This is a genomic window from Micromonospora sp. DT68, from assembly GCF_049847245.1.
In the GTDB taxonomy this organism is placed as follows: Bacteria; Actinomycetota; Actinomycetes; order Mycobacteriales; family Micromonosporaceae; genus Micromonospora; species Micromonospora profundi.
Genome location: NZ_JBNCNZ010000028.1, coordinates 1 through 19,451, shown reverse-complemented (window position 1 = coordinate 19,451; position 19,451 = coordinate 1). Strand labels below are relative to the sequence as shown.

Sequence of the window (19,451 nt, the reverse complement as noted above, 5' to 3'; positions counted from 1 at the left end):
CGCACACACCACTAGCGTTGTTTTGGCGTGTTTTTTCCCCCGGGTGGGGGCGCACCGCGTCGCGCGCGCCGCCCCAGGGGGCATCGCGCTCGACGGGCAGAGCCGACCGGAGTCGACTCAGACGTTGAAGCCGAGGGAACGGAGCTGGTCCCGGCCCTCGTCGGTGATCTTGTCGGGGCCCCACGGCGGGAGCCACACCCAGTTGATCCGGATGTCGTTGACCAGGCCGCCGCCGGGGCCGGTGGTCAGCGCCTGCCGAGCCTGGTCCTCGATCACATCGGTAAGCGGGCAGGCCGCCGAGGTGAGCGTCATGTCCAGGGTGGCGATGTTCTCGTCGTCGACGTGCACGCCGTACACCAGACCGAGGTCGACCACGTTGATGCCCAGCTCCGGGTCGACGACGTCCTTCATCGCCTCCTCGATGTCGGCGATCATGGCCTTGCTGACGCCGGCCGTCGGGGCGGCGGCGTCGCCGGCACCCGAGGTGGCGGCACCGTCGGTCGTCGCGGCACCGTCGGTCGTAACCGCGTCGGTCTGCGGCGCCGCGGTGGCGTCACCAGCCTCCGGCGTCGCCGCGGTAGCGGTGTTCTCGCTCATGCCGTCCCTCCGCTTCGCTGCGTGATGCCATCCGGCACCACCGCTTTGCACCTGTGATTCCCGCGCTGCCGGTCGCTCACGCCTTCACCTCCGGGCTCGCGCCCACACCGGCGCGTGCCGCGGCGTCCTTGAACGCCATCCACGGCAGCAGCGCGCACTTGACCCGGGCGGGATAGCGGGCGACACCCGCGAAAGCCACCCCGTCACCGAGTACGTCCTCGTCCGGCGTGACCTGACCACGACCGGACATCAACTCGACGAACGCCTCGTGCACCTCGAAAGCTTCCCCGGCGTCCCGGCCGCGCAGCAACTCGTGCAGCACGCTCGCCGAGGCCTGGCTGATCGAGCAACCCATCCCGTCGTACGAGATGTCGTGCAGCACGGTGCCGTCGGTGGCCACCCGGACGGTGACCTCGTCGCCGCAGGTCGGGTTGACGTGGTGCGCCTCCGCGACCCGGTCACCCGCGTCGTCGGCGTCGCGCAGGCCACGCCCGTGCGGATGCTTGTAATGATCCAGGATGATCTCCTGGTAGAGCTGGTCGAGCTGCACCATCAGTCGAACACCTTCCGCACCTGCTCCAGACCGGCCACCAGAGCGTCGATCTCCTCGGTGGTGGTGTAGAGGTAGAACGAGGCCCGGGTCATCGCCGGGACACCGAACCGGCTGCACACCGGCTTGGCACAGTGGTGGCCCACCCGCACCTGCACGCCGAGCGAGTCGAGCACCTGACCCACGTCGTGCGGGTGCACGTCACCGAGCGCGAACGAGATGGTGCCGCCCCGGCCGACAGGCACTGTCGGGCCGAAGATCCGCAGGTCACGCACCGAGCCGAGAGCGTCCAGCGCGTACGCCGTCAGCTCCTTCTCGTGCCACTGGATGGCCTGCATGCCGATCCCGGTCAGGTAGTCCACCGCCGCGCCGAGCGTCACCGCCTCGGCGATCGGCGGGGTGCCCGCCTCGAACCGGGCCGGCGGCGCGGCGAACGTCGACCGCGCCATGGTGACCGTCTCGATCATCGAGCCGCCGCCGAACACCGGCGGCATGGCCGCGAGCAGCTCACCCCGGCCCCAGAGCACGCCGATGCCGGTGGGGCCGCACATCTTGTGCCCGGTGAACACGATGTAGTCGGCGTCCAGGTCGACCACGTCGATGGGCAGGTGCGGCACCGACTGCGAGCAGTCCAGCAGCAGCAGGGCGCCCACCTCACGGACCCGCGCGGTGATCCGGGACGTGGCGTTGACAGTGCCCAGGATGTTCGACATGTGCACCAGCGAGACGATCTTCGTCCGTTCGGTGACCAGGTCGTCAAGGCCCGACTCGTCGATCCGGCCCTGGTCGGTGACCGGGAACCAGCGCAGGGTCGCGCCGGTCCGCTCGCAGAGCAGCTGCCACGGGACGATGTTCGAGTGGTGCTCCATCTCGGAGATCACCACCTCGTCGCCGGGGCCGAGCCGGAACCGGGGGTCACCGTCGGGGCGCAGCGAGGCGTTGGAAAAGGCGTACGCCACGATGTTGATCGCCTCGGTGGAGTTCTTGGTGAACACCACCTCGTCCGGGCTCGGCGCGTTGATGAACGCGGCGATCTTGGCCCGTGCGCCCTCGTACGCCTCGGTGGCCTCGGTGCCCAGGGTGTGCACCGAGCGCGACACGTTGGCGTTGTGCCGCGCGTAGTGCTCGGCGAGCACGTCGAGCACCTGCCGGGGCTTGTGCGAGGTGTTGGCGCTGTCGAGGTAGACCAGCGGGTGGCCGTTGATCTCCCGTTCCAGGATCGGGAAGTCGGCGCGTACCCGGGCCACGTCGAAACGCGGCTCGTCGTCGTACTGCGGCATCCCCTGGGGGATCGCGATGCTGGTCATCTCGGCAGCGCCTCTCTCGGTCAGGCCCGGGCCGTGCCAGCTCCGGCGGCGTACCGCTCGTAGCCCTCGGCTTCGAGCTTGTCGGCCAACTCCGGGCCGCCCTGCTCGACGATCCGGCCGGCCACGAAGACGTGCACGAAGTCCGGCTTGATGTAGCGCAGGATCCGCGTGTAGTGGGTGATCAGCAGCACGCCGGTGTCGCCGGTGTCGCGGACCCGGTTGACGCCCTCGCTGACCACGCGCAGCGCGTCCACGTCGAGGCCCGAGTCGGTCTCGTCGAGAATCGCGATCTTCGGCTTGAGCAGCTCCAACTGGACGATCTCGTGCCGCTTCTTCTCACCACCGGAGAAGCCCTCGTTGACGTTGCGCTGGGCGAACGCCGGGTCCATCTGGAGGCGCTCCATGGCGCCGCGCAGCTCGCCGCCCCAGGTGCGCAGCTTCGGCGCCTCGCCGTCGATGGCGGTCTTGGCGGTACGCAGGAAGTTGGCCACCGAGACGCCGGGCACCTCGACCGGGTACTGCATGGCCAGGAAGAGGCCGGCGCGCGCCCGCTCGTCGACGGTCATGGCCAGCACGTCCTCGCCGTCGAGCGTGACGGTGCCGCCGGTGATCTCGTACTTGGGGTGACCGGCGATCGAGTACGCCAGGGTGGACTTGCCGGAGCCGTTCGGCCCCATGATCGCGTGGGTCTCACCGGACTTCACGGTCAGGTCGACACCGGCCAGGATCGGCTTGAGCTCACCCTCGGGCAGCTTGACCGACACCTTCAGGTCGCGGATCTCCAGGGTGCTCATTATCGGGTCACTCCATTACTCGGCGTCAGGCTGAGGTAGATGTCGCCGTCGCGGACTTCGACGGGGTAGACGGGTACGGGTTCGGTGGCCGGCAGGCCGGTGGGCTCGCCGGTGCGCAGGTCGAAGCGGGAGCCGTGCAGCCAGCACTCCAGCGTGCAGCCGTCGACCTCACCCTCGGACAGGGCGACAGCGGCGTGCGAGCACTCGTCGTACGCGGCGTAGAACTCGCCGTCCTCGCCGTGCACAAGCGCGATCGGGGTGCCGTCGACGTCCGCGCTGATCGCGGTGCCCTTCGGCACGTCCTCGGTGGAGCAGATCCGGATCATCAGGCGCCGGCCTTGGTGAGCCGGGCCTCGATGGCGTCGCCGAGGCGCTCACGCAGCGACTCCACCGGAATCTTGTTGATCAGCTCGGCGAAGAAGCCGCGGACCACCAGGCGGCGGGCCTCGCCCTCCGGGATGCCCCGGGCCATCAGGTAGAACAGCTGCTCGTCGTCGAAGCGGCCTGTCGCGCTGGCGTGACCGGCGCCGGCGATCTCGCCGGTCTCGATCTCCAGATTGGGTACGGAGTCGGCCCGCGCGCCGTCGGTGAGCAGCAGGTTCCGGTTGATCTCGTACGTGTCGGTGCCTGTCGCCTCGGCCTGGATCAGCACGTCGCCCACCCAGACGGTGCGCGCGTCCTCGCCCTGCAGGGCGCCCCGGTAGCCGACGTAGCTGCGGCAGTCCGGCACGTTGTGGTCGACCAACTGCCGGTGCTCGAGGTGCTGGCCGGAGTCGGCGAAGTAGACGCCGTACAGCTCCGCCTCGCCACCGCGACCGGTGTATTCCACGCTTGTGAACTGCCGGACGAGGTTGCCGCCGAGGGTGACCTGGACGTGCACCACCCGGGCGTCCCGACCAAGCTTGATCTTGAGGTGCTGCGCCTGCACCGCGTCCTCGGCCCAGTCCGCGACGGTGACAAGGGTCAGCTTCGCCCCGTCGGCGACCGTCACCTCGACGTTGTCGGCGAGCGTGACCGAGCCCTCCTGGGAGAACACGACTGTGGCCTCCGCGAACCGGCCCACCTGCACCTGCGTGCGGGCCAGGGACAGCTCCTCGGGGTACGCGCCAAGCAGCCGCACGACCACCGGCTCGGCCACGACTGCTTCGGCCGCCACCTCGACCAGCGCGACCCGCGCCGCCCCGCCGTGGGCCAGCGCGCTGACCCGGTCGACAGGCACCAGCACCGACGCGACGCTGGCGTCGGACGGCTCGACGAGCCGCACCGACACCCCGGCCGGCAGGTCCGGGTGCTCCACAGTGACGCCCCGACCGGTGGCGGCCGAGGTGTCAGCCGTGGCCAGGCCGCGGAGGCGCTTGAGCGGGGTGAAACGCCACTCCTCCTCCAGGCCGGTGAGGGCCGGGAAGTCGGCGACGTCGTACGAGCGCAGCGCCTGCGACTTGGTGCTGGGCGGTGGCGCGGAAGCCTGGGTAGTCATGTCTTCCTTGGTCTGTTCTGCGATTGAGCGGAGGGTCGGTCGGGGTTGGTCGCGGCCCGGCCCGCCGGGCAGGGCTCGGACAGGGGCCGCGTTTCGCCCGACGGGTCAGGCGGGATCTGCCGGCTGGGTCAGCCGACCGCGCCCTCCATCTGGAGTTCGATCAGGCGGTTGAGCTCCAGGGCGTACTCCATCGGGAGCTCCTTGGCGATCGGCTCGATGAAGCCACGCACGATCATGGCCATCGCCTCGTCCTCGCTCAGACCCCGGCTCATCAGGTAGAAGAGCTGATCGTCGCTGATCTTGGAGACGGTCGCCTCGTGCCCCATCGCCACGTCGTCCTCGCGGATGTCGACGTACGGGTAGGTGTCCGAGCGGGAGATCGTGTCGACCAGCAGCGCGTCGCACTTGACAGTGCTGCGGCTGTGGTGCGAACCCTCAAGCACCTGCACCAGACCCCGGTACGAGGTGCGGCCGCCGCCCCGGGCGATCGACTTGGAGATGATCGTCGAGGACGTGTGCGGCGCGGCGTGCACCATCTTGGCGCCCGCGTCCTGGTGCTGGCCCTCGCCGGCCATCGCCACCGAGAGCACCTCGCCCTTGGCGTGCTCGCCGGTCATGTAGACCGCCGGGTACTTCATCGTCACCTTGGAGCCGATGTTGCCGTCGACCCACTCCATGGTCGCGCCCTCGTGGCAGACGGCGCGCTTGGTGACCAGGTTGTAGACGTTGTTCGACCAGTTCTGGATGGTCGTGTAGCGGCAGCGTGCGTTCTTCTTGACGATGATCTCCACGACGGCGCTGTGCAGCGAGTCGGAGGAGTAGAGCGGCGCGGTGCAGCCCTCGACGTAGTGCACGTACGCACCCTCGTCGACGATGATCAGCGTCCGCTCGAACTGGCCCATGTTCTCCGTGTTGATCCGGAAGTAGGCCTGCAGCGGGATCTCCACGTGCACACCCTTCGGCACGTAGATGAACGAGCCACCGGACCACACGGAAGTGTTCAGCGCGGCGAACTTGTTGTCGCCGACCGGGATCACCGTGCCGAAGTACTCCTTGAAGACGTCCTCGTGCTCGCGCAGCGCCGTGTCGGTGTCCAGGAAGAGGACACCCTGCTCCTCAAGGTCCTCACGGATCTTGTGGTAGACGACCTCGGACTCGTACTGCGCCGCGACGCCGGCGACCAGCCGCTGCTTCTCCGCCTCCGGGATGCCCAGCCGGTCGTAGGTGTTCTTGATGTCCTCGGGCAGGTCCTCCCAGCTGGTGGCCTGCTTCTCGGTGGACCGCACGAAGTACTTGATGTTGTCGAAGTCGATGCCGGTGAGGTCCGCGCCCCAGGCCGGCATCGGCTTGCGGCCGAACAGCCGCAGACCCTTCAGACGCAGGTCGAGCATCCAGGCCGGCTCGTTCTTCTTGGCCGAGATGTCCCGCACCACCGCCTCGTTGATGCCGCGCTGGGCGACCGCCCCGGCGGCGTCCGGGTCGGACCAGCCGTACTCGTAGCGACCCAGGGCGGCGAGCTGCTCTTCCTGGGTCAGGGGCTGGACGATCTGCTCGGTCATCTATCTGTCCTCACAGTGGTGACGGGATTACCGGATTGTGCGCGGCTCGGTTGGGTCGGGATGTGCGTGGTGCACACCCCGTCGCCGTGCGCGATGGTGGCCAGGCGCTGCACGTGGGTGCCGACCAGGCGGGAGATCACCGCGGTCTCGGCCTCGCACAGCTGGGGAAACTCGGCGGCCACATGCGCCACCGGGCAATGGTGCTGACAGAGCTGGCCACCGGAGGCGATCGTGGTCGCGTTGGCAGCGTAACCCTCGGCGGTGAGCGCTCCGGCGAGTGCCTCCGCCCGCGCGAGGGGGTCGTCGCCGGCGTCCTCCATGGCGGCGCGGCACCGCGACTCCAGGGCGGACACCTGCTCGGTGGCGAACGCCTCGACGGCGTCCGAGCCGCCGCTGCGGGCGATCCAGCGCAGCGCGGCGGTGGCCATGTTGTCGTAGTGGTGGGTGCCGCAACGACCCCGTGCCGCATCGGTGAGCAGGAACACCTTGGCCGGGCGACCCCGACCGCGGCTGCCCCGCACCGTCTGCTCCCGGGCGACGACGTCACCGTCGGCGAGCATCGCGTCCAAGTGTCGGCGGATCGCCGCCGGGCTCAGGCCCAACGCCATGCCGAGCTGTGCGGCGGTGGTGGCGCCCCGCTCCAGCAGCAGCTGGGTGACCCGGTCGCGGGTGGAGATCTCGGTCGCCGCGAGTGCGCCAGGCGTGGTCACGACGGACGCGCCGACGGACGCAGGGGCCGTCGGCTGCTGCCCCGAGAGCGCCGCCGCGTTTTTCACAACGCCAACGTTACGTAATTACCCGGAGGGCCGCAAACCCGGGTCCCGGTGATCCGAACCACCGACCCCACCGAGTCGGAAGAACCTCGATCACTACGGTGCGTAGGATTTGCGCCGTGAACCGAATCGCCCGTCCGGTCTCCGGCACCCTGCTGCGCCGCCTCGCGCTCGCCTCGATCATCGCGAACGTCGGCATCGTCGTCACCGGCGGGGCCGTCCGTCTGACCGCCTCGGGCCTCGGCTGCCCCACCTGGCCCCGGTGCACCGAGGACTCGTACGTCACCACGCCCGAGATGGGCGTGTACGGGGTGATCGAGTTCGGCAACCGGCTGTTGACCTTCGCGGTGGGCCTGATCGCGCTGCTCACCCTGCTGGCCGTGCTGGCACACCGGCCGCGCCGACGCGGGCTCCTTCCGCTGGCCGTCGCCGTCTTCCTTGGCATCCCCGCCCAGGCCGTCATCGGTGGCATCACGGTGCTCACCAACCTCAACCCGTGGGTCGTCGGCCTGCACTTCCTCGCCTCGATGGCGGTGATCTCCGCCGCGTACGCCCTCTGGCGGCGGATCGGCGAGCCGGACGGCCCCACGGTGGCTGTGGTGCCTGCGCCGCTGCGCACCCTGGCCCGGCTCACCACAGGCGTCAGCGTCGCCGTGCTCGTCGTCGGCACCTGGGTCACCGGCAGCGGCCCGCACGCCGGGGACCACGGCGCGGCCCGCAACGGGCTGGACCCGGAGTCGATCTCCCAGGTCCACGCCGACGTCGTCTTCCTGCTGATCGGCCTGACGGTGGCGTTGATCTTCGCGTTCCGGGCGGTCGGCGCGGCAGGGGCCACCCGGGCCGCCATCGTCCTACTGGCGGTGGAGTTGTCCCAGGGCGTCATCGGCTTCGTGCAGTACTTCACCCACGTGCCGGCGCTCCTGGTGGGCGCGCACATGCTGGGCTCCTGCCTGGTGCTGCTTGCCACCCTCTCGATGCAGTGGTCGACACGTGAGCGCCGCCCCGCCGAAGCGCCGAGCCCTCGGGCCGCCGCCCCGGCCGAAGCCGTCCCCGTCACCGCCTGACGGCCGAAACGCCTTGATCGACTCGCCTTCCTTGAAAACGGGGCATCCGGGTGAGGTGGATGCCCCGGTTTCAAGGAACCCGAGTGGATCTCCCACGGATCGGCCGGTCTGACCGCTGGCTGCGGGGTCGAGCTGGGCTGTGGCCCACTGCATCCGCTGGCCCCGCCAGCACACCGAAGCCCGCCCGACGCACCGCACCGCCGGCGCCGCCTGCCACACGGCACCCGCCGGCACCGACTGGCGCACCGCCCTGGCGTAGCACCCGTCAGCACCGCCCTGGCGCGCCGCACCCGGCGCGCTTCGGCGCCAGGGGTACGGCTGACGAAAAAGCGACCCGGGGTTTCCCCCGGGTCGACTGTGGTGGTCGGTCAGTTTCAGATTTCTATTTTCAGCGGGCCATCGTGCGTCGGGCCATCGACCGCCAGAGGTCGTTGCTCGGCCGCATCTGGTCCATCAGTTCACGCTCCCAGGCGTTCTCGACGGTGACTCCCGCCTGAGCGCACGCCTCCCGAGCCGTGACGGTGTCGTCGGCGAACTGGTCGCCCCACGCACCGTCGGAGCCCACGAGGACGATTCGCGCGCCACGCTTGCCGACGTACTCGATGACCGCCTTCGCGCCGCCGTGCCCGGCGGCAAACGACCTGAGGCCCGCAACCAAGCCCTGCGGCGCCTGCTCGCTGGTGGTCTGCTCGGCCGTCAGCGTCGTATCGGAACCATCTGCCATGACGCGAAGCCTAAGCAGAGTTCCACTCGTGCGGGCGAGAACCATGAAGCTTTTGTGATGCCAATTACCTACAGGTTTAAGTAAGAGCACAGGTCAACTGCCCGCCTATATCCGGACTTTTGCTGGCGAAACGCCGTGTCAAATCAACCCTGAGGCACCACAGGTTGAGCCGATCCGACTCATAACGAAAGTTACTCTGATGTGACGTTAAACCTGGACAACTCATCCATCGCCATGATTAGTCACTGGATTCCGCCACCGCCGGGCCGGACGAGCCACCGCCGGGCCGGACGAGCCACCGCCGGGCCGTGCGGGTGCGGGAAACGTCAGATGAGGGCGTCGAGGGCGACGGCCACGAAGACGATCGTCAGGTACGTCGTCGACCAGTGGAACAGCCGCATCGGCTTGATCGCCTCGCCCCGGGTCGCCCGGCGGCAGAGCCGGTGCGCCTCGACGATGAAGATGGCGCCCACCACGAGGGTAGGCACGCCGTAGATCGCGCTGAGCCCCAGCGGCCAGACGGCCAGGGAGGTGAGCACCGTGAGCCAGGCGAAGATCAGGATCTCGGCGTTCACCCGGCGGGTGGACGCCACAACGGGCAGCATCGGGATGCCGGCCCGCGCGTAGTCGTCCTTGTACTTCATCGCGAGGGGGTAGAAGTGCGGCATCTGCCAGAAGAAGACCACAGCGAACAGCCCCCACGCGGCAGGCGCCAGGGAGCCGGTCACCGCCGCCCACCCGATCAGCACCGGAGCCGCCCCGCAGGCGCCACCCCAGAACGTGTTTGTCGGGGTCGAGCGCTTGAGCCACATCGTGTAGACGACGTCGTAGTAGACGATCGCGGCGAGGGTCAGCGCTGCGGCGAGCAGATTCGTGAACACCGCCATCAACGCGATCGAGATCGCCGCCAGCACCAGACCGAAGACCAGCGCGCTGCGCGGGGACACTGTGTGCGCCGGCAGCGGTCGCCGCTTGGTGCGGCGCATCAACTGGTCGATGTCCCGGTCGATGTAGCAGTTGAGCACGCTCGCCGCGCCGGCGGCGAGCGAGCCGCCGATCAGCACCACTGCCATCAGCCACAGCGACGGCAGGCCCCCCTCGGCGAGCATCATCGCCGGGACGGTCGTGACCAGCAGCAGCTCCACGATCCGCGGCTTGGTGAGCGACACGTACGCCGAGACGACCGCGCGCACGTCCCGCCGGGCCACCGGACGCTCGACCGAGCGCACCGGGGGTTGCCCGGCGGGGTTGCTCGCGGGGCGCTCGGTGATCATGCTCACGGATTGCCACCTTCCGGCATCGGCACGGGGATCGGTTTGGCTGGCCCGCTGCGGGCCTGCACACCGCCCCACACACTACGCGTCGTCGTTTTGGCTGCCCGGCCGACCCGACAACGGTGCGGGCCGTCACACCACAGGGGTTGAACGAATCGCGCTGCGCCACGTATTGCACAGCATGCAGAGATCCCCGGGCGGGCGTTTAGGGGCGCTCGATAGGGTCATCAGTGAGGGTTCCGCCCATCTGCCGAGGAGCACAACCATCGTGGCTGCCAACCGACCCGCGCATTCCGAACTCAACTGGTCCGACCTCGATCGCCGGGCTGTCGACACCGTCCGCGTGCTGGCCATGGATGCCGTGGAGAAATCCGGCAACGGTCACCCGGGCACCGCGATGAGCCTGGCACCTGCTGCTTACCTTCTCTTCAACCGGGTGATGCGACACAACCCGGCCGACCCGAACTGGCCGGGCCGCGACCGGTTCGTGCTCTCCGCCGGGCACTCCAGCCTGACCCTCTACATCCAGCTCTTCCTGTCCGGTTACCCGCTGAGCCTCGATGACCTGAAGTCGCTGCGGCAGTGGGGCTCGCTCACCCCGGGTCACCCCGAGCACGGCCACACGCCCGGAGTGGAGACCACCACCGGCCCGCTCGGGCAGGGCCTCGGCAACGCCGTCGGCATGGCCATGGCGGCCCGCCGCGAGCGCGGCCTGTTCGACCCGGAGGCCGAGCCCGGCACGTCGGTCTTCGACCACGACATCTGGTGCATCGTCTCCGACGGTGACATCGAGGAGGGCATCAGCCACGAGGCCAGCGCTCTGGCCGGGCACCAGCAGCTGGGCAACCTCACGGTGATCTACGACGACAACGAGATCTCGATCGAGGACGACACCCGGATCGCCAAGAGCGAGGACGTGGCCGCCCGCTACGAGGCGTACGGCTGGCACGTGCAGACCGTCGACTGGCGCAGTGGTGACGCCGACCAGGGTGAGTACCACGAGGACGCCGAGGCCCTGCACCGGGCGCTGGTGGCGGCGAAGGCCGAGACCGGGCGCCCCTCCTTCATCGCGCTGCGCACGATCATCGGCTGGCCGGCGCCCAACAAGCAGAACACCGGCAAGATCCACGGCTCGGCGCTCGGCGCCGACGAGGTGAAGGCCACCAAGGAGATCCTCGGCTTCGACGCGGAGCAGACCTTCCAGGTCGACGAGGAGGTGCTCGGCCACGCCCGGCAGGTGATGGGCCGTGGCTCCGACGCGCAGCAGGAGTGGACCACCGCGTTCGACGCCTGGAAGAAGGCCAACCCGGAGCGCGCGGCACTCTACGAGCGGATGGCCGGCCGGGTGCTGCCCGACGGCTGGGCCGACGCGCTGCCCACCTTCCCCGCCGACGCCAAGGGCGTGGCCACCCGGGCCGCGTCGGGCAAGGTGCTGGAGGCCCTCGCACCGGTGCTGCCGGAGCTCTGGGGCGGCTCGGCCGACCTGGCCGAGAGCAACAACACCACGATGAAGGGCGAGCCGTCGTTCATCCCGGCCGCGCACGCCACCAAGGACTTCCCGGGCCACGAGTACGGCCGCACGCTGCACTTCGGCATCCGTGAGCACGCAATGGGCGCGATCCTCAACGGCATCGCCCTGCACGGTGGCACCCGCCCGTACGGCGGCACGTTCCTGGTGTTCAGCGACTACATGCGGCCGTCGGTGCGGCTGGCCGCGTTGATGAAGCTGCCGGTGACGTACGTCTGGACGCACGACTCGATCGGCCTGGGCGAGGACGGCCCGACCCACCAGCCGGTGGAGCACCTGACCGCGCTGCGCGCCATCCCCGGCCTGGACGTGGTCCGCCCGGCGGACGCCAACGAGACCGCCTGGGCGTGGCGGATGGCGCTGGAGCACACCGACCGGCCGACCGCCCTGGCCCTGAGTCGCCAGCCGCTGCCGACCCTGGACCGCGACGTCCTGGGCAGCGCGGACGGCGTGGCCAAGGGTGGCTACGTGCTGGCCGAGGCGTCCAACGGCAAGCCGCAGGTGATCATCGTCGGCACCGGTTCCGAGGTGCAGCTCTGCCTGACCGCCCGGGAGCGGCTGGAGGCCGACGGCACCCCCACCCGGGTCGTGTCGATGCCCTGCCAGGAGTGGTTCTACGAGCAGGATGAGGCCTACCGGGAGTCGGTCCTCCCCCGCGGGGTAAAGGCACGGGTGAGCGTGGAGGCGGGCATCGCCATGTCCTGGCGCGGCGTCGTCGGTGACCTCGGCGAGAGCGTCAGCCTGGAGCACTACGGCGCGAGCGCCCCGCACACCGTGCTCTTCGAGCAATTCGGGTTCACCCCCGACCGGATCGTGGCGGCGGCTCACGCCTCGCTGGCCCGGGTGGGCGACATCACCGGTTTCACGACCGGCAACTGAGGGAGCGTGGACGGCATGACTGACAAATTGAGTGAACTCACCGCCGCCGGTGTGGCGGTGTGGCTCGATGATCTGTCCCGGGTACGACTCAGCTCCGGCGGGTTGGACAAGCTCCGGCGGGAGCAGCACGTCGCGGGGGTGACCACCAACCCGACGATCTTCGCGAAGGCGTTGAGCGACGCCGACGAGTACAACTGGCAGTTGCACGACCTCGCCGTCCGTGGCGTTGACGTCGAGGAATCGGTACGCATGCTCACCACGTACGACGTGCGGTGGGCGTGCGACGTGATGCGCCCGTCGTACGACGCGAGCGACGGTGTCGACGGCCGGGTCTCCATCGAGGTGGACCCCCGCCTGGCGCACGACAGCGACAAGACGGTCGCCGAGGCGAAGGCGCTGTGGTGGCTTGTCGACCGGCCCAACCTGTTCATCAAGATCCCGGCCACCGAGGCGGGGCTGCCGGCGATCACCGCCACGCTCGCCGAGGGCATCAGCGTCAACGTCACGCTGATCTTCGGCCTGGACCGCTACTCGGCGGTCATGGAGGCGTTCCTGGCCGGTCTGGAGCAGGCCAAGGCCAACGGCCACGATCTGTCCACCATCGGCTCGGTGGCGTCGTTCTTCGTCTCCCGCGTCGACTCCGAGGTCGACAAGAGATTGGATCGGATGGCCGACAAGGCCGCCGACAGCGCAGGCAAAGAGCGCGCGCTGGGACTGAAGGGGCGCGCAGCCGTCGCCAACGCCCAGCTGGCGTACGAGCGGTACAGCGAGGTGTTCTCCTCCGACCGGTGGAAGGCCCTCGCCGCCGCCGGCGCGCACCCGCAGCGGCCCCTGTGGGCGTCCACCTCGACGAAGAACCCGGACTACCGCGACGTCATCTACGTCGAGGAGCTGATCGCCCCCGGCACTGTCAACACCATGCCGGAGCCGGTCATCCACGCGTACGCCGATCATGGTGAGACCCGCGCGGACACCATCACCGGCGCCTACGACGCGGCCCGCGCCGTCTTCGCGGACCTGGAGTCGGTGGGGGTGGACATGGCCGACGTGATCGCCACCCTGGAGCGCGAGGGCGTGGAGAAGTTCGAGGCCAGCTGGCAGGAGCTGCTCGACGGCGTCCGCAAGTCGCTGGAGGCTGCGGCGAAGGGCAAGGGCGCGCCGAACAAGGCCGCCAAGGGCAACGCCAAGGCCGCAGAGAAGGCCGGTGGTAACGCATGAGCGAGCGAATCAGCAGGCTCAGTGCGAATGTGCCTCATGACGGCACGCAGCGAAGCGGAGTGGCGGCATGAGTAACCTTCTCGACGGGCCCGTGGAGGCCGCCGGTGGTCTGGCCGTGTACGGCGCGGACGCCGTTGACAAGTCAGCGCCCGCCTCGACCCGGGACGCGCTGGTAAAGGCTGGCGTCCCGGGCAGGTTGGCGGCGAAGGACGCCGGCCTGTGGGGTCCGGACGCCGAGGCCGAGGCGAAGATCCGGCTCGGCTGGGTGGACACCCACCGGCACAGCCGGGAGCTGCTGACGCAGCTGGCCGAGCTGACCGCGGAGCTGGCCGACCTGGACCACGTGGTCCTCGCCGGAATGGGTGGCTCGTCGCTGGCCCCCGAGGTGATCACCCGGACCCTGGGCCGGCCGCTTACCGTGCTGGACACCACCGACCCGGGCCAGGTCCGGGCGGCCCTCGGTGACCGGCTGGAGCGCACCGTCGTGGTGGTGGCCAGCAAGTCCGGTTCGACTGTGGAGACCGACAGCCACCGGCGTGCCTACTGGCAGGCGTTCCTGGACGCCGGGATGAGCGAGGCGGAGGCCGGTCGACACTTCGTCATCGTCACCGACCCGGGTTCCCCGCTGGCGACCACCGCCAGCGAGATGGGCGCGTTCACAGTGCTCGCCGACCCGAACGTGGGCGGCCGGTACTCCGCGCTCACCGCGTTCGGGCTGGTCCCCTCCGCGCTGGCCGGGGTCGAGGTCGCCGAACTCCTCGACCAGGCCGACGCGCTCGCGCAGTCGCTCGACGGGGACCGCGACAATCCGGCGCTGGCGCTTGGCGCCGCGCTGGGCGCCGCAGCGACGCTGGCCCGTGACAAGGTGGCCCTGGTGTCCGACGGCACCGGCATCGACGGGCTCGGCGACTGGGCCGAGCAGCTGATCGCCGAGTCGACGGGCAAGGCCGGGGTGGGCATCCTGCCGGTGGTGGTGGAGTCGCCGCAGAGCCCCGGCGCCACCGGGCCGGACGTGCTGACGGTGAGCTACGGCGGCGCGCTTGCCGCCGGTGACATGCCCGGCGGCGGCGCCAACCCGGACGTGGCCGTCAACGGCCCGCTCGGCGCGCAGTTCCTGGCCTGGGAGTACGCCACCGCCGTGGCCGGCGTGGTGCTCGGCATCGACCCGTTCAACCAGCCGAACGTCACCGAGTCCAAGGAGAACACCAACAAGATCCTGGCCTCGGGTCTGCCGGCGGAGTCGCCGTCGTTCACCGAGGGCGCGATCGAGGTGTACGCGCCGCAGGGCGCCCCGGACAACCTGGCCGGCGTGCTGCGCTGGCTGCTGGACGGGCTGGGCGAGGACGGCTACCTGGCCGTGATGGCGTACCTGGACCGCTTCGCCGACGCCGACGCGGCCCGGCTGCGGCCGCTGCTGGCCGAGGCGGCCGGCCGGCCTGTCACATTCGGTTGGGGGCCGCGGTTCCTGCACTCCACCGGCCAGTACCACAAGGGCGGCCCGCAGGTGGGCAGCTACCTACAGGTGACCGGCGCGGTCGCCGAGGACCTGGCGGTGCCCGGCAAGCCGTACACCTTCGGGGAGTTGCAGGCGGCGCAGGCCGCCGGCGACCGGAAGGCCCTCGCGGGCCGGGAGCGCCCGGTGCTGCGGCTGCACCTGACCGACCGGGCGGCCGGCGTCGCCCAACTGCTCGACGCGGCCGGTGAGCTGCGCACGTGAGGATGGACGATGTGACAGACGCGGAGCGAGAAGGCAGCGTGAATCCGCTGCGCGACCCGCAGGACCGCCGGTTGCCCCGGATCCCCGAGCCGTGCGCTCTGGTGATCTTCGGGGTGACCGGCGACCTGGCCCGCAAGAAGCTGCTTCCGGCCGTCTACGACCTGGCCAACCGAGGTCTGCTGCCACCCGGCTTCGTGGTGCTCGGCTTCGCCCGGCGCGACTGGGGTGACGGCGACTTCGAGACCCTCGCGTGCGAGGCGGCCCGCAAGCACGCCCGTACGCCGTGGCGGGACGAGGTGTGGGCACGGCTGGCCGGCAACATCAAGTTCGTGGGCGGGTCGTTCGACGACGATGCCGCCTTCGACCAGCTCGCGTCCACGCTTGACGGCCTGCGGCAGACCCACGGCATCACCGGCAACGCGGCGTTCTACTTCTCCATCCCTCCCGCCGCGTTCCCCGTCGTACTCAAGCAGCTGGCCCGCACCGGAATGGCCGACAACGACAAGTCCGGCGGCTGGCGCCGCGTGGTGGTGGAGAAGCCGTTCGGCAACGACCTGCCGTCGGCCAAGGCGCTCAACGACCTGGTCGACGACGTGTTCACCAGGCAGGACGTCTTCCGGATCGACCACTACCTGGGCAAGGAGACGGTCCAGAACATCCTCGCCCTGCGGTTCGCCAACAACCTGTTCGAGCCGCTGTGGAATTCCAAGTACGTCGACTCGGTGCAGATCACAATGGCCGAGGACGTCGGCATCGGCACCCGCGCCGGCTTCTACGACACCGTCGGCACCGCCCGCGACGTGCTGCAGAACCACCTGCTCCAGCTTCTCGCCCTGGTGGCCATGGAGGAGCCGACAAGCTTCGACGCCGACGAGATCCGGGCCGAGAAGCTGAAGGTGCTCAAGGCGATCACCCTGCCGAAGGACGTGGCCCGGGACACCGTGCGCGGCCAGTACCTGCCGGGCTGGGTGGGCGGCGAACGCGCTGTCGGCTACCTGGAAGAGCAGGACGTCCCCAGCGACTCCACCACGGAGACGTACGTGGCGGTGCGGCTGGGCATCCAGAACCGCCGGTGGGCCGAGGTGCCGTTCTACATCCGGGCCGGCAAGCGACTGCCCCGGCGCGTCACCGAGGTCGCCATCATGTTCAAGAAGGCGCCGCACCTGCCGTTCAACGACGCCGACATGGAGTCGCTGGGCAACAACCAGTTGGTGATCCGGGTGCAGCCCGACGAGGGTGTGGTGCTCAAGTTCGGCTCGAAGGTGCCGGGCACCACGATGGAGGTCCGCGACATCGCGATGGACTTCCAGTACGGCGAGGCGTTCACCGAGTCCAGCCCCGAGGCGTACGAGCGGCTGGTGCTGGACGTGCTGATCGGCGACCGCACGCTGTTCCCCGACGCGGCCGAGGTCGAGCAGAGCTGGCAGGTGATCGACCCGCTGGAGCACGCCTGGGCGGGCACGACGCCGGAGCCTTACCGCGCTGGTGAATGGGGGCCGCGGGCAGCCGACGAGATGTTGGCCCGCGAGGGCCGGGCATGGCGACGCGCGTGAGCGAGCAGACCAGGAGGCTCCAGTGATCGGGCTGTGGGACACCACCGGCAACGAGGTGGTCAAGGCGCTCGCCGCCGAACGGCGCAGCGCCGGCGGTGTGGCCAGTGGCATGGCGCTCACCCTCATCGTGGTGGTCGACGAGAAGCGGGTACGGGAGGCAGAGGCTGCGGCGACGATCGCCGCCGCAGCCCACCCGTGCCGGCTGCTGGTGGTGGTCCGCTCCGACATCGAGCGGGAACGCAACCGGCTGGACGCGGAGATCGTGGTCGGCGGCCGGCTCGGCCCGTGCGAGGCTGTCGTCACCCGGATGTACGGGCGGCTCGCCCTGCACGCCGAGTCGGTGGTGATGCCCCTGCTGGTGCCTGACGTACCTGTGGTGACCTGGTGGCACGGTCCGCCTCCGGCGGAGATCGCCACCGACTTCCTCGGCGTGGTCGCCGACCGGCGGATCACCGACAGCGCGCAGGCGGCGGATCCGATCGCCGCCCTGCGGCAGCGGGCCCACGACTACGCGCCTGGTGACACCGACCTGGCGTGGACGCGGATCACCCCGTGGCGGACCCTCGTTGCCGGCGCGTTCGACACCACCCAGGCGAAGGTCACCGAGGCGACCATTGTCGCGCCGCCGACCGACCCGACTGCGGAGCTGATGTCGGGCTGGCTGTCCAGCCGGCTCGGCATCCAGCCGGCCCGGGTGGACACCAACGAGTTCCCCCGGATGCGGGAGGTGCAGTTGACCTGCGCCAACGGCGACCGTCTGACGCTCACCCGCGAGGACAGCATGGCGGTGTTCCGGCGGACGGGCCAGGACGACCGGACGCTGCCTCTCGTCCGTCGGCCGCTCGGTGACGAACTGGCCGAGGAGCTGCGTCGGCTCGACGCCGACCAGGTGTACGCGGAGGCGCTGGGCGCCACGGTGGGGCTGCGTGGGCTGGAGCAGCGTTCTCCGCAGCGGGTGCACGTCTGGAAGGATCCGGCCACCGCCCGGCGCGCCGAGGCCGGGGTGACCGCGCACAGCGGCACGAGCGAGCGCTGAGCCGGGTCACGTCAGCGGGGCGGGGCCGGGACGTCCCCGGCGCCCGCCCCGGCACTTCCGGGGCAGCCCGCCCCGGCACGATGCGACAGCGACCGCCGTGCGCGGTCGGGAAACGAAGGCACAACCGATGAGTGAGGCGAGTGTCGCCGTCCACGCCGACGCCGACATGCTGGCGCAGGCCGTGGCGGCCCGGCTGCTGGTGAAGCTGCTCGACGCCCAGGCCGACAGGGGTGAGGCCGCTGTGGTGCTCACCGGTGGCCGGATCGCGGCGGCCGTATACCGGGCTGTCGGGCAGTTGCCGGCCCGCGACGCGGTGGACTGGTCACGGGTCGACGTGTGGTGGGGCGACGAGCGGTTCCTGCCCGCCGGCGACCCGGAGCGCAACGAGACCCAGGCCCGCGCCGCGCTGCTGGACGTGGTTCCGCTGGACCCGGCCCGGGTGCATCCCATGCCGGCGTCCGACGGCCCGGCCGGCAACGACCCGGAGGCTGCCGCCGCCGGGTACGCCGAGGAGCTGGCTCGCGCCACCCGGCCGGGGCACGCCACGCTGCCGCACTTCGACGTGTTGATGCTCGGCGTCGGGGAGGACGGTCACGTCGCATCGGTCTTTCCGGGGCATCCCGTGCATTACGAGACCCGGCCGGTCAGCGCGGTGCGGGGCAGCCCGAAGCCGCCGCCGGTGCGGACCACGCTCACCCTTTCGGCGATCAACACGGCCGAGGAGGTCTGGCTGGTGGCCGGTGGCGCGGACAAGGCACGCGCGGTGGGTATGGCGCTGGCCGGCGCCGGGCCGGTGCAGCTGCCGGCCGCCGGTGTGCACGGCGTGCACCAGACCCGCTGGCTGCTCGACCGGGCGGCAGCCGCCGACGTGCCGGCACGCCTGCGCAGCCTGCGCTAAGTGAAAGGAAGGGCCCCTTATTAGCGCCTGGGCGGGCGGTTTCAAGGGGTCGTTGCAACACGTTGGCTAGTCGGTGACGGCTAGGAGCTTAGCGAGGCGCTCGGCTGGGGTATCCCAGCCGAGCGTTTTGCGTGGGCGGCCGTTGAGTTCGGCGGCGACGGTGGCGAGGTGGTCGGGGCCGTGGACGGCTAGGTCGGTGCCTTTGGGGAAGTACTGGCGTAGCAGTCCGTTGGTGTTCTCGTTGGAGCCGCGTTGCCAGGGTGAGTGCGGGTCGCAGAAGTAGACCGGCATCTGCGCGGTGATGCTGAACTGGTGGTGCATCGCCATTTCGATGCCTTGGTCCCAGGTCAGAGACCGTTTCAGATGTTGTGGCAGGGTGGCCATGGCGGTGAGCAGGCCGTCGCGGACGCGGTCGGCGCTGCGGCCGGCGCCCAGGTGCACGAGCAGGACGTAGCGGGTGGAGCGTTCGACAAGTGTGCCGATGGCGGAGCCGTTGTCCTTGC

18 protein-coding genes are annotated in these 19,451 nt (G+C 70.2%); 7 read left to right on the top strand and 11 right to left on the bottom strand.

From position 1 onward, the window contains the following. Positions 1 to 117: 117 nt before the first annotated feature. The 8 genes from ACPXB1_RS29355 to ACPXB1_RS29320 all read right to left on the bottom strand — a co-directional run bounded on the left by ACPXB1_RS29355 (position 118) and on the right by ACPXB1_RS29320 (position 7,060). On the bottom strand, positions 118 to 597 hold the full coding sequence (locus tag ACPXB1_RS29355; RefSeq protein ID WP_355594380.1) for a metal-sulfur cluster assembly factor: 480 nt from the start codon (positions 595 to 597) through the stop codon (positions 118 to 120). A gap of 76 nt (positions 598 to 673) precedes the next feature. Then, positions 674 to 1,147: a Fe-S cluster assembly sulfur transfer protein SufU gene (sufU, locus tag ACPXB1_RS29350; RefSeq protein WP_355594538.1), complete on the bottom strand. Its 474-nt coding sequence runs from the start codon at positions 1,145 to 1,147 to the stop codon at positions 674 to 676. 2 nt (positions 1,148 to 1,149) lie between these two features. Further along, complete coding sequence (locus ACPXB1_RS29345; RefSeq protein WP_355594378.1) at positions 1,150 to 2,454, bottom strand: cysteine desulfurase; 1,305 nt, start codon at positions 2,452 to 2,454, stop codon at positions 1,150 to 1,152. A 20-nt stretch (positions 2,455 to 2,474) separates the two neighbouring features. Then, the gene (gene sufC / locus ACPXB1_RS29340; RefSeq protein ID WP_355594376.1) at positions 2,475 to 3,248 is read right to left on the bottom strand and encodes a Fe-S cluster assembly ATPase SufC; all 774 of its coding nucleotides are present in this window, start codon (positions 3,246 to 3,248) and stop codon (positions 2,475 to 2,477) included. After that, complete coding sequence (locus ACPXB1_RS29335) at positions 3,248 to 3,574, bottom strand: non-heme iron oxygenase ferredoxin subunit (RefSeq protein WP_279518066.1); 327 nt, start codon at positions 3,572 to 3,574, stop codon at positions 3,248 to 3,250. Before ACPXB1_RS29335 ends, sufC begins: the two co-directional genes overlap by 1 nt. Then, on the bottom strand, positions 3,574 to 4,725 hold the full coding sequence (gene sufD, locus ACPXB1_RS29330; RefSeq protein WP_355632296.1) for a Fe-S cluster assembly protein SufD: 1,152 nt from the start codon (positions 4,723 to 4,725) through the stop codon (positions 3,574 to 3,576). The genes ACPXB1_RS29335 and sufD overlap by 1 nt, the downstream gene beginning before the upstream one ends. 128 nt (positions 4,726 to 4,853) lie before the next feature. After that, positions 4,854 to 6,284 (bottom strand): Fe-S cluster assembly protein SufB, encoded by a 1,431-nt coding sequence (gene sufB, locus ACPXB1_RS29325; protein ID WP_355594372.1) that lies wholly within the window; start codon positions 6,282 to 6,284, stop codon positions 4,854 to 4,856. Then, on the bottom strand, positions 6,281 to 7,060 hold the full coding sequence (locus ACPXB1_RS29320; protein ID WP_425736071.1) for a helix-turn-helix transcriptional regulator: 780 nt from the start codon (positions 7,058 to 7,060) through the stop codon (positions 6,281 to 6,283). Before ACPXB1_RS29320 ends, sufB begins: the two co-directional genes overlap by 4 nt. Before the next feature lie 98 nt (positions 7,061 to 7,158). Here ACPXB1_RS29320 and ACPXB1_RS29315 point away from each other — a divergent pair, with 98 nt between their 5' ends. Continuing rightward, positions 7,159 to 8,121: a COX15/CtaA family protein gene (locus ACPXB1_RS29315; RefSeq protein ID WP_355594370.1), complete on the top strand. Its 963-nt coding sequence runs from the start codon at positions 7,159 to 7,161 to the stop codon at positions 8,119 to 8,121. Between the two features lie 388 nt (positions 8,122 to 8,509). Here ACPXB1_RS29315 and ACPXB1_RS29310 read toward each other — a convergent pair whose 3' ends face one another. Together ACPXB1_RS29310 and ACPXB1_RS29305 are read right to left on the bottom strand one after the other, a co-directional pair. Further along, positions 8,510 to 8,845 (bottom strand): hypothetical protein, encoded by a 336-nt coding sequence (locus tag ACPXB1_RS29310; protein WP_355594368.1) that lies wholly within the window; start codon positions 8,843 to 8,845, stop codon positions 8,510 to 8,512. Between the two features lie 326 nt (positions 8,846 to 9,171). Further along, the gene (locus tag ACPXB1_RS29305) at positions 9,172 to 10,125 is read right to left on the bottom strand and encodes a heme o synthase (protein WP_355594366.1); all 954 of its coding nucleotides are present in this window, start codon (positions 10,123 to 10,125) and stop codon (positions 9,172 to 9,174) included. Between the two features lie 262 nt (positions 10,126 to 10,387). Here ACPXB1_RS29305 and tkt point away from each other — a divergent pair, with 262 nt between their 5' ends. The 6 genes from tkt (at position 10,388) to pgl (ending at position 18,948) form a co-directional block, all read left to right on the top strand. After that, a complete protein-coding gene (gene tkt, locus ACPXB1_RS29300) occupies positions 10,388 to 12,526 on the top strand; it encodes a transketolase (RefSeq protein ID WP_355594364.1) in 2,139 nt (712 codons plus the stop codon). A 15-nt stretch (positions 12,527 to 12,541) separates the two neighbouring features. Continuing rightward, positions 12,542 to 13,744: a transaldolase gene (gene tal, locus ACPXB1_RS29295; RefSeq protein WP_355594362.1), complete on the top strand. Its 1,203-nt coding sequence runs from the start codon at positions 12,542 to 12,544 to the stop codon at positions 13,742 to 13,744. 67 nt (positions 13,745 to 13,811) lie between these two features. Continuing rightward, entirely contained in the window at positions 13,812 to 15,461 is a 1,650-nt protein-coding gene (locus ACPXB1_RS29290) for a glucose-6-phosphate isomerase (RefSeq protein ID WP_425736070.1), read from the top strand. A 2-nt stretch (positions 15,462 to 15,463) separates the two neighbouring features. Continuing rightward, positions 15,464 to 17,014 carry a glucose-6-phosphate dehydrogenase gene (gene zwf / locus ACPXB1_RS29285; protein ID WP_355594358.1) on the top strand — a complete coding sequence of 517 codons (1,551 nt, stop codon included), beginning with the start codon at positions 15,464 to 15,466 and terminating at the stop codon, positions 17,012 to 17,014. 22 nt (positions 17,015 to 17,036) lie between these two features. Further along, the gene (locus ACPXB1_RS29280; RefSeq protein WP_355594356.1) at positions 17,037 to 18,050 is read left to right on the top strand and encodes a glucose-6-phosphate dehydrogenase assembly protein OpcA; all 1,014 of its coding nucleotides are present in this window, start codon (positions 17,037 to 17,039) and stop codon (positions 18,048 to 18,050) included. Positions 18,051 to 18,177: 127 nt separating this feature from the next. Further along, on the top strand, positions 18,178 to 18,948 hold the full coding sequence (pgl, locus tag ACPXB1_RS29275; protein ID WP_425736069.1) for a 6-phosphogluconolactonase: 771 nt from the start codon (positions 18,178 to 18,180) through the stop codon (positions 18,946 to 18,948). Between the two features lie 66 nt (positions 18,949 to 19,014). On the opposite strand, the gene ACPXB1_RS29270 is transcribed toward pgl, so the two are convergent. Next, the coding region (locus ACPXB1_RS29270; RefSeq protein WP_425736068.1) for an IS30 family transposase at positions 19,015 to 19,451 on the bottom strand (437 nt) is incomplete at its 5' end.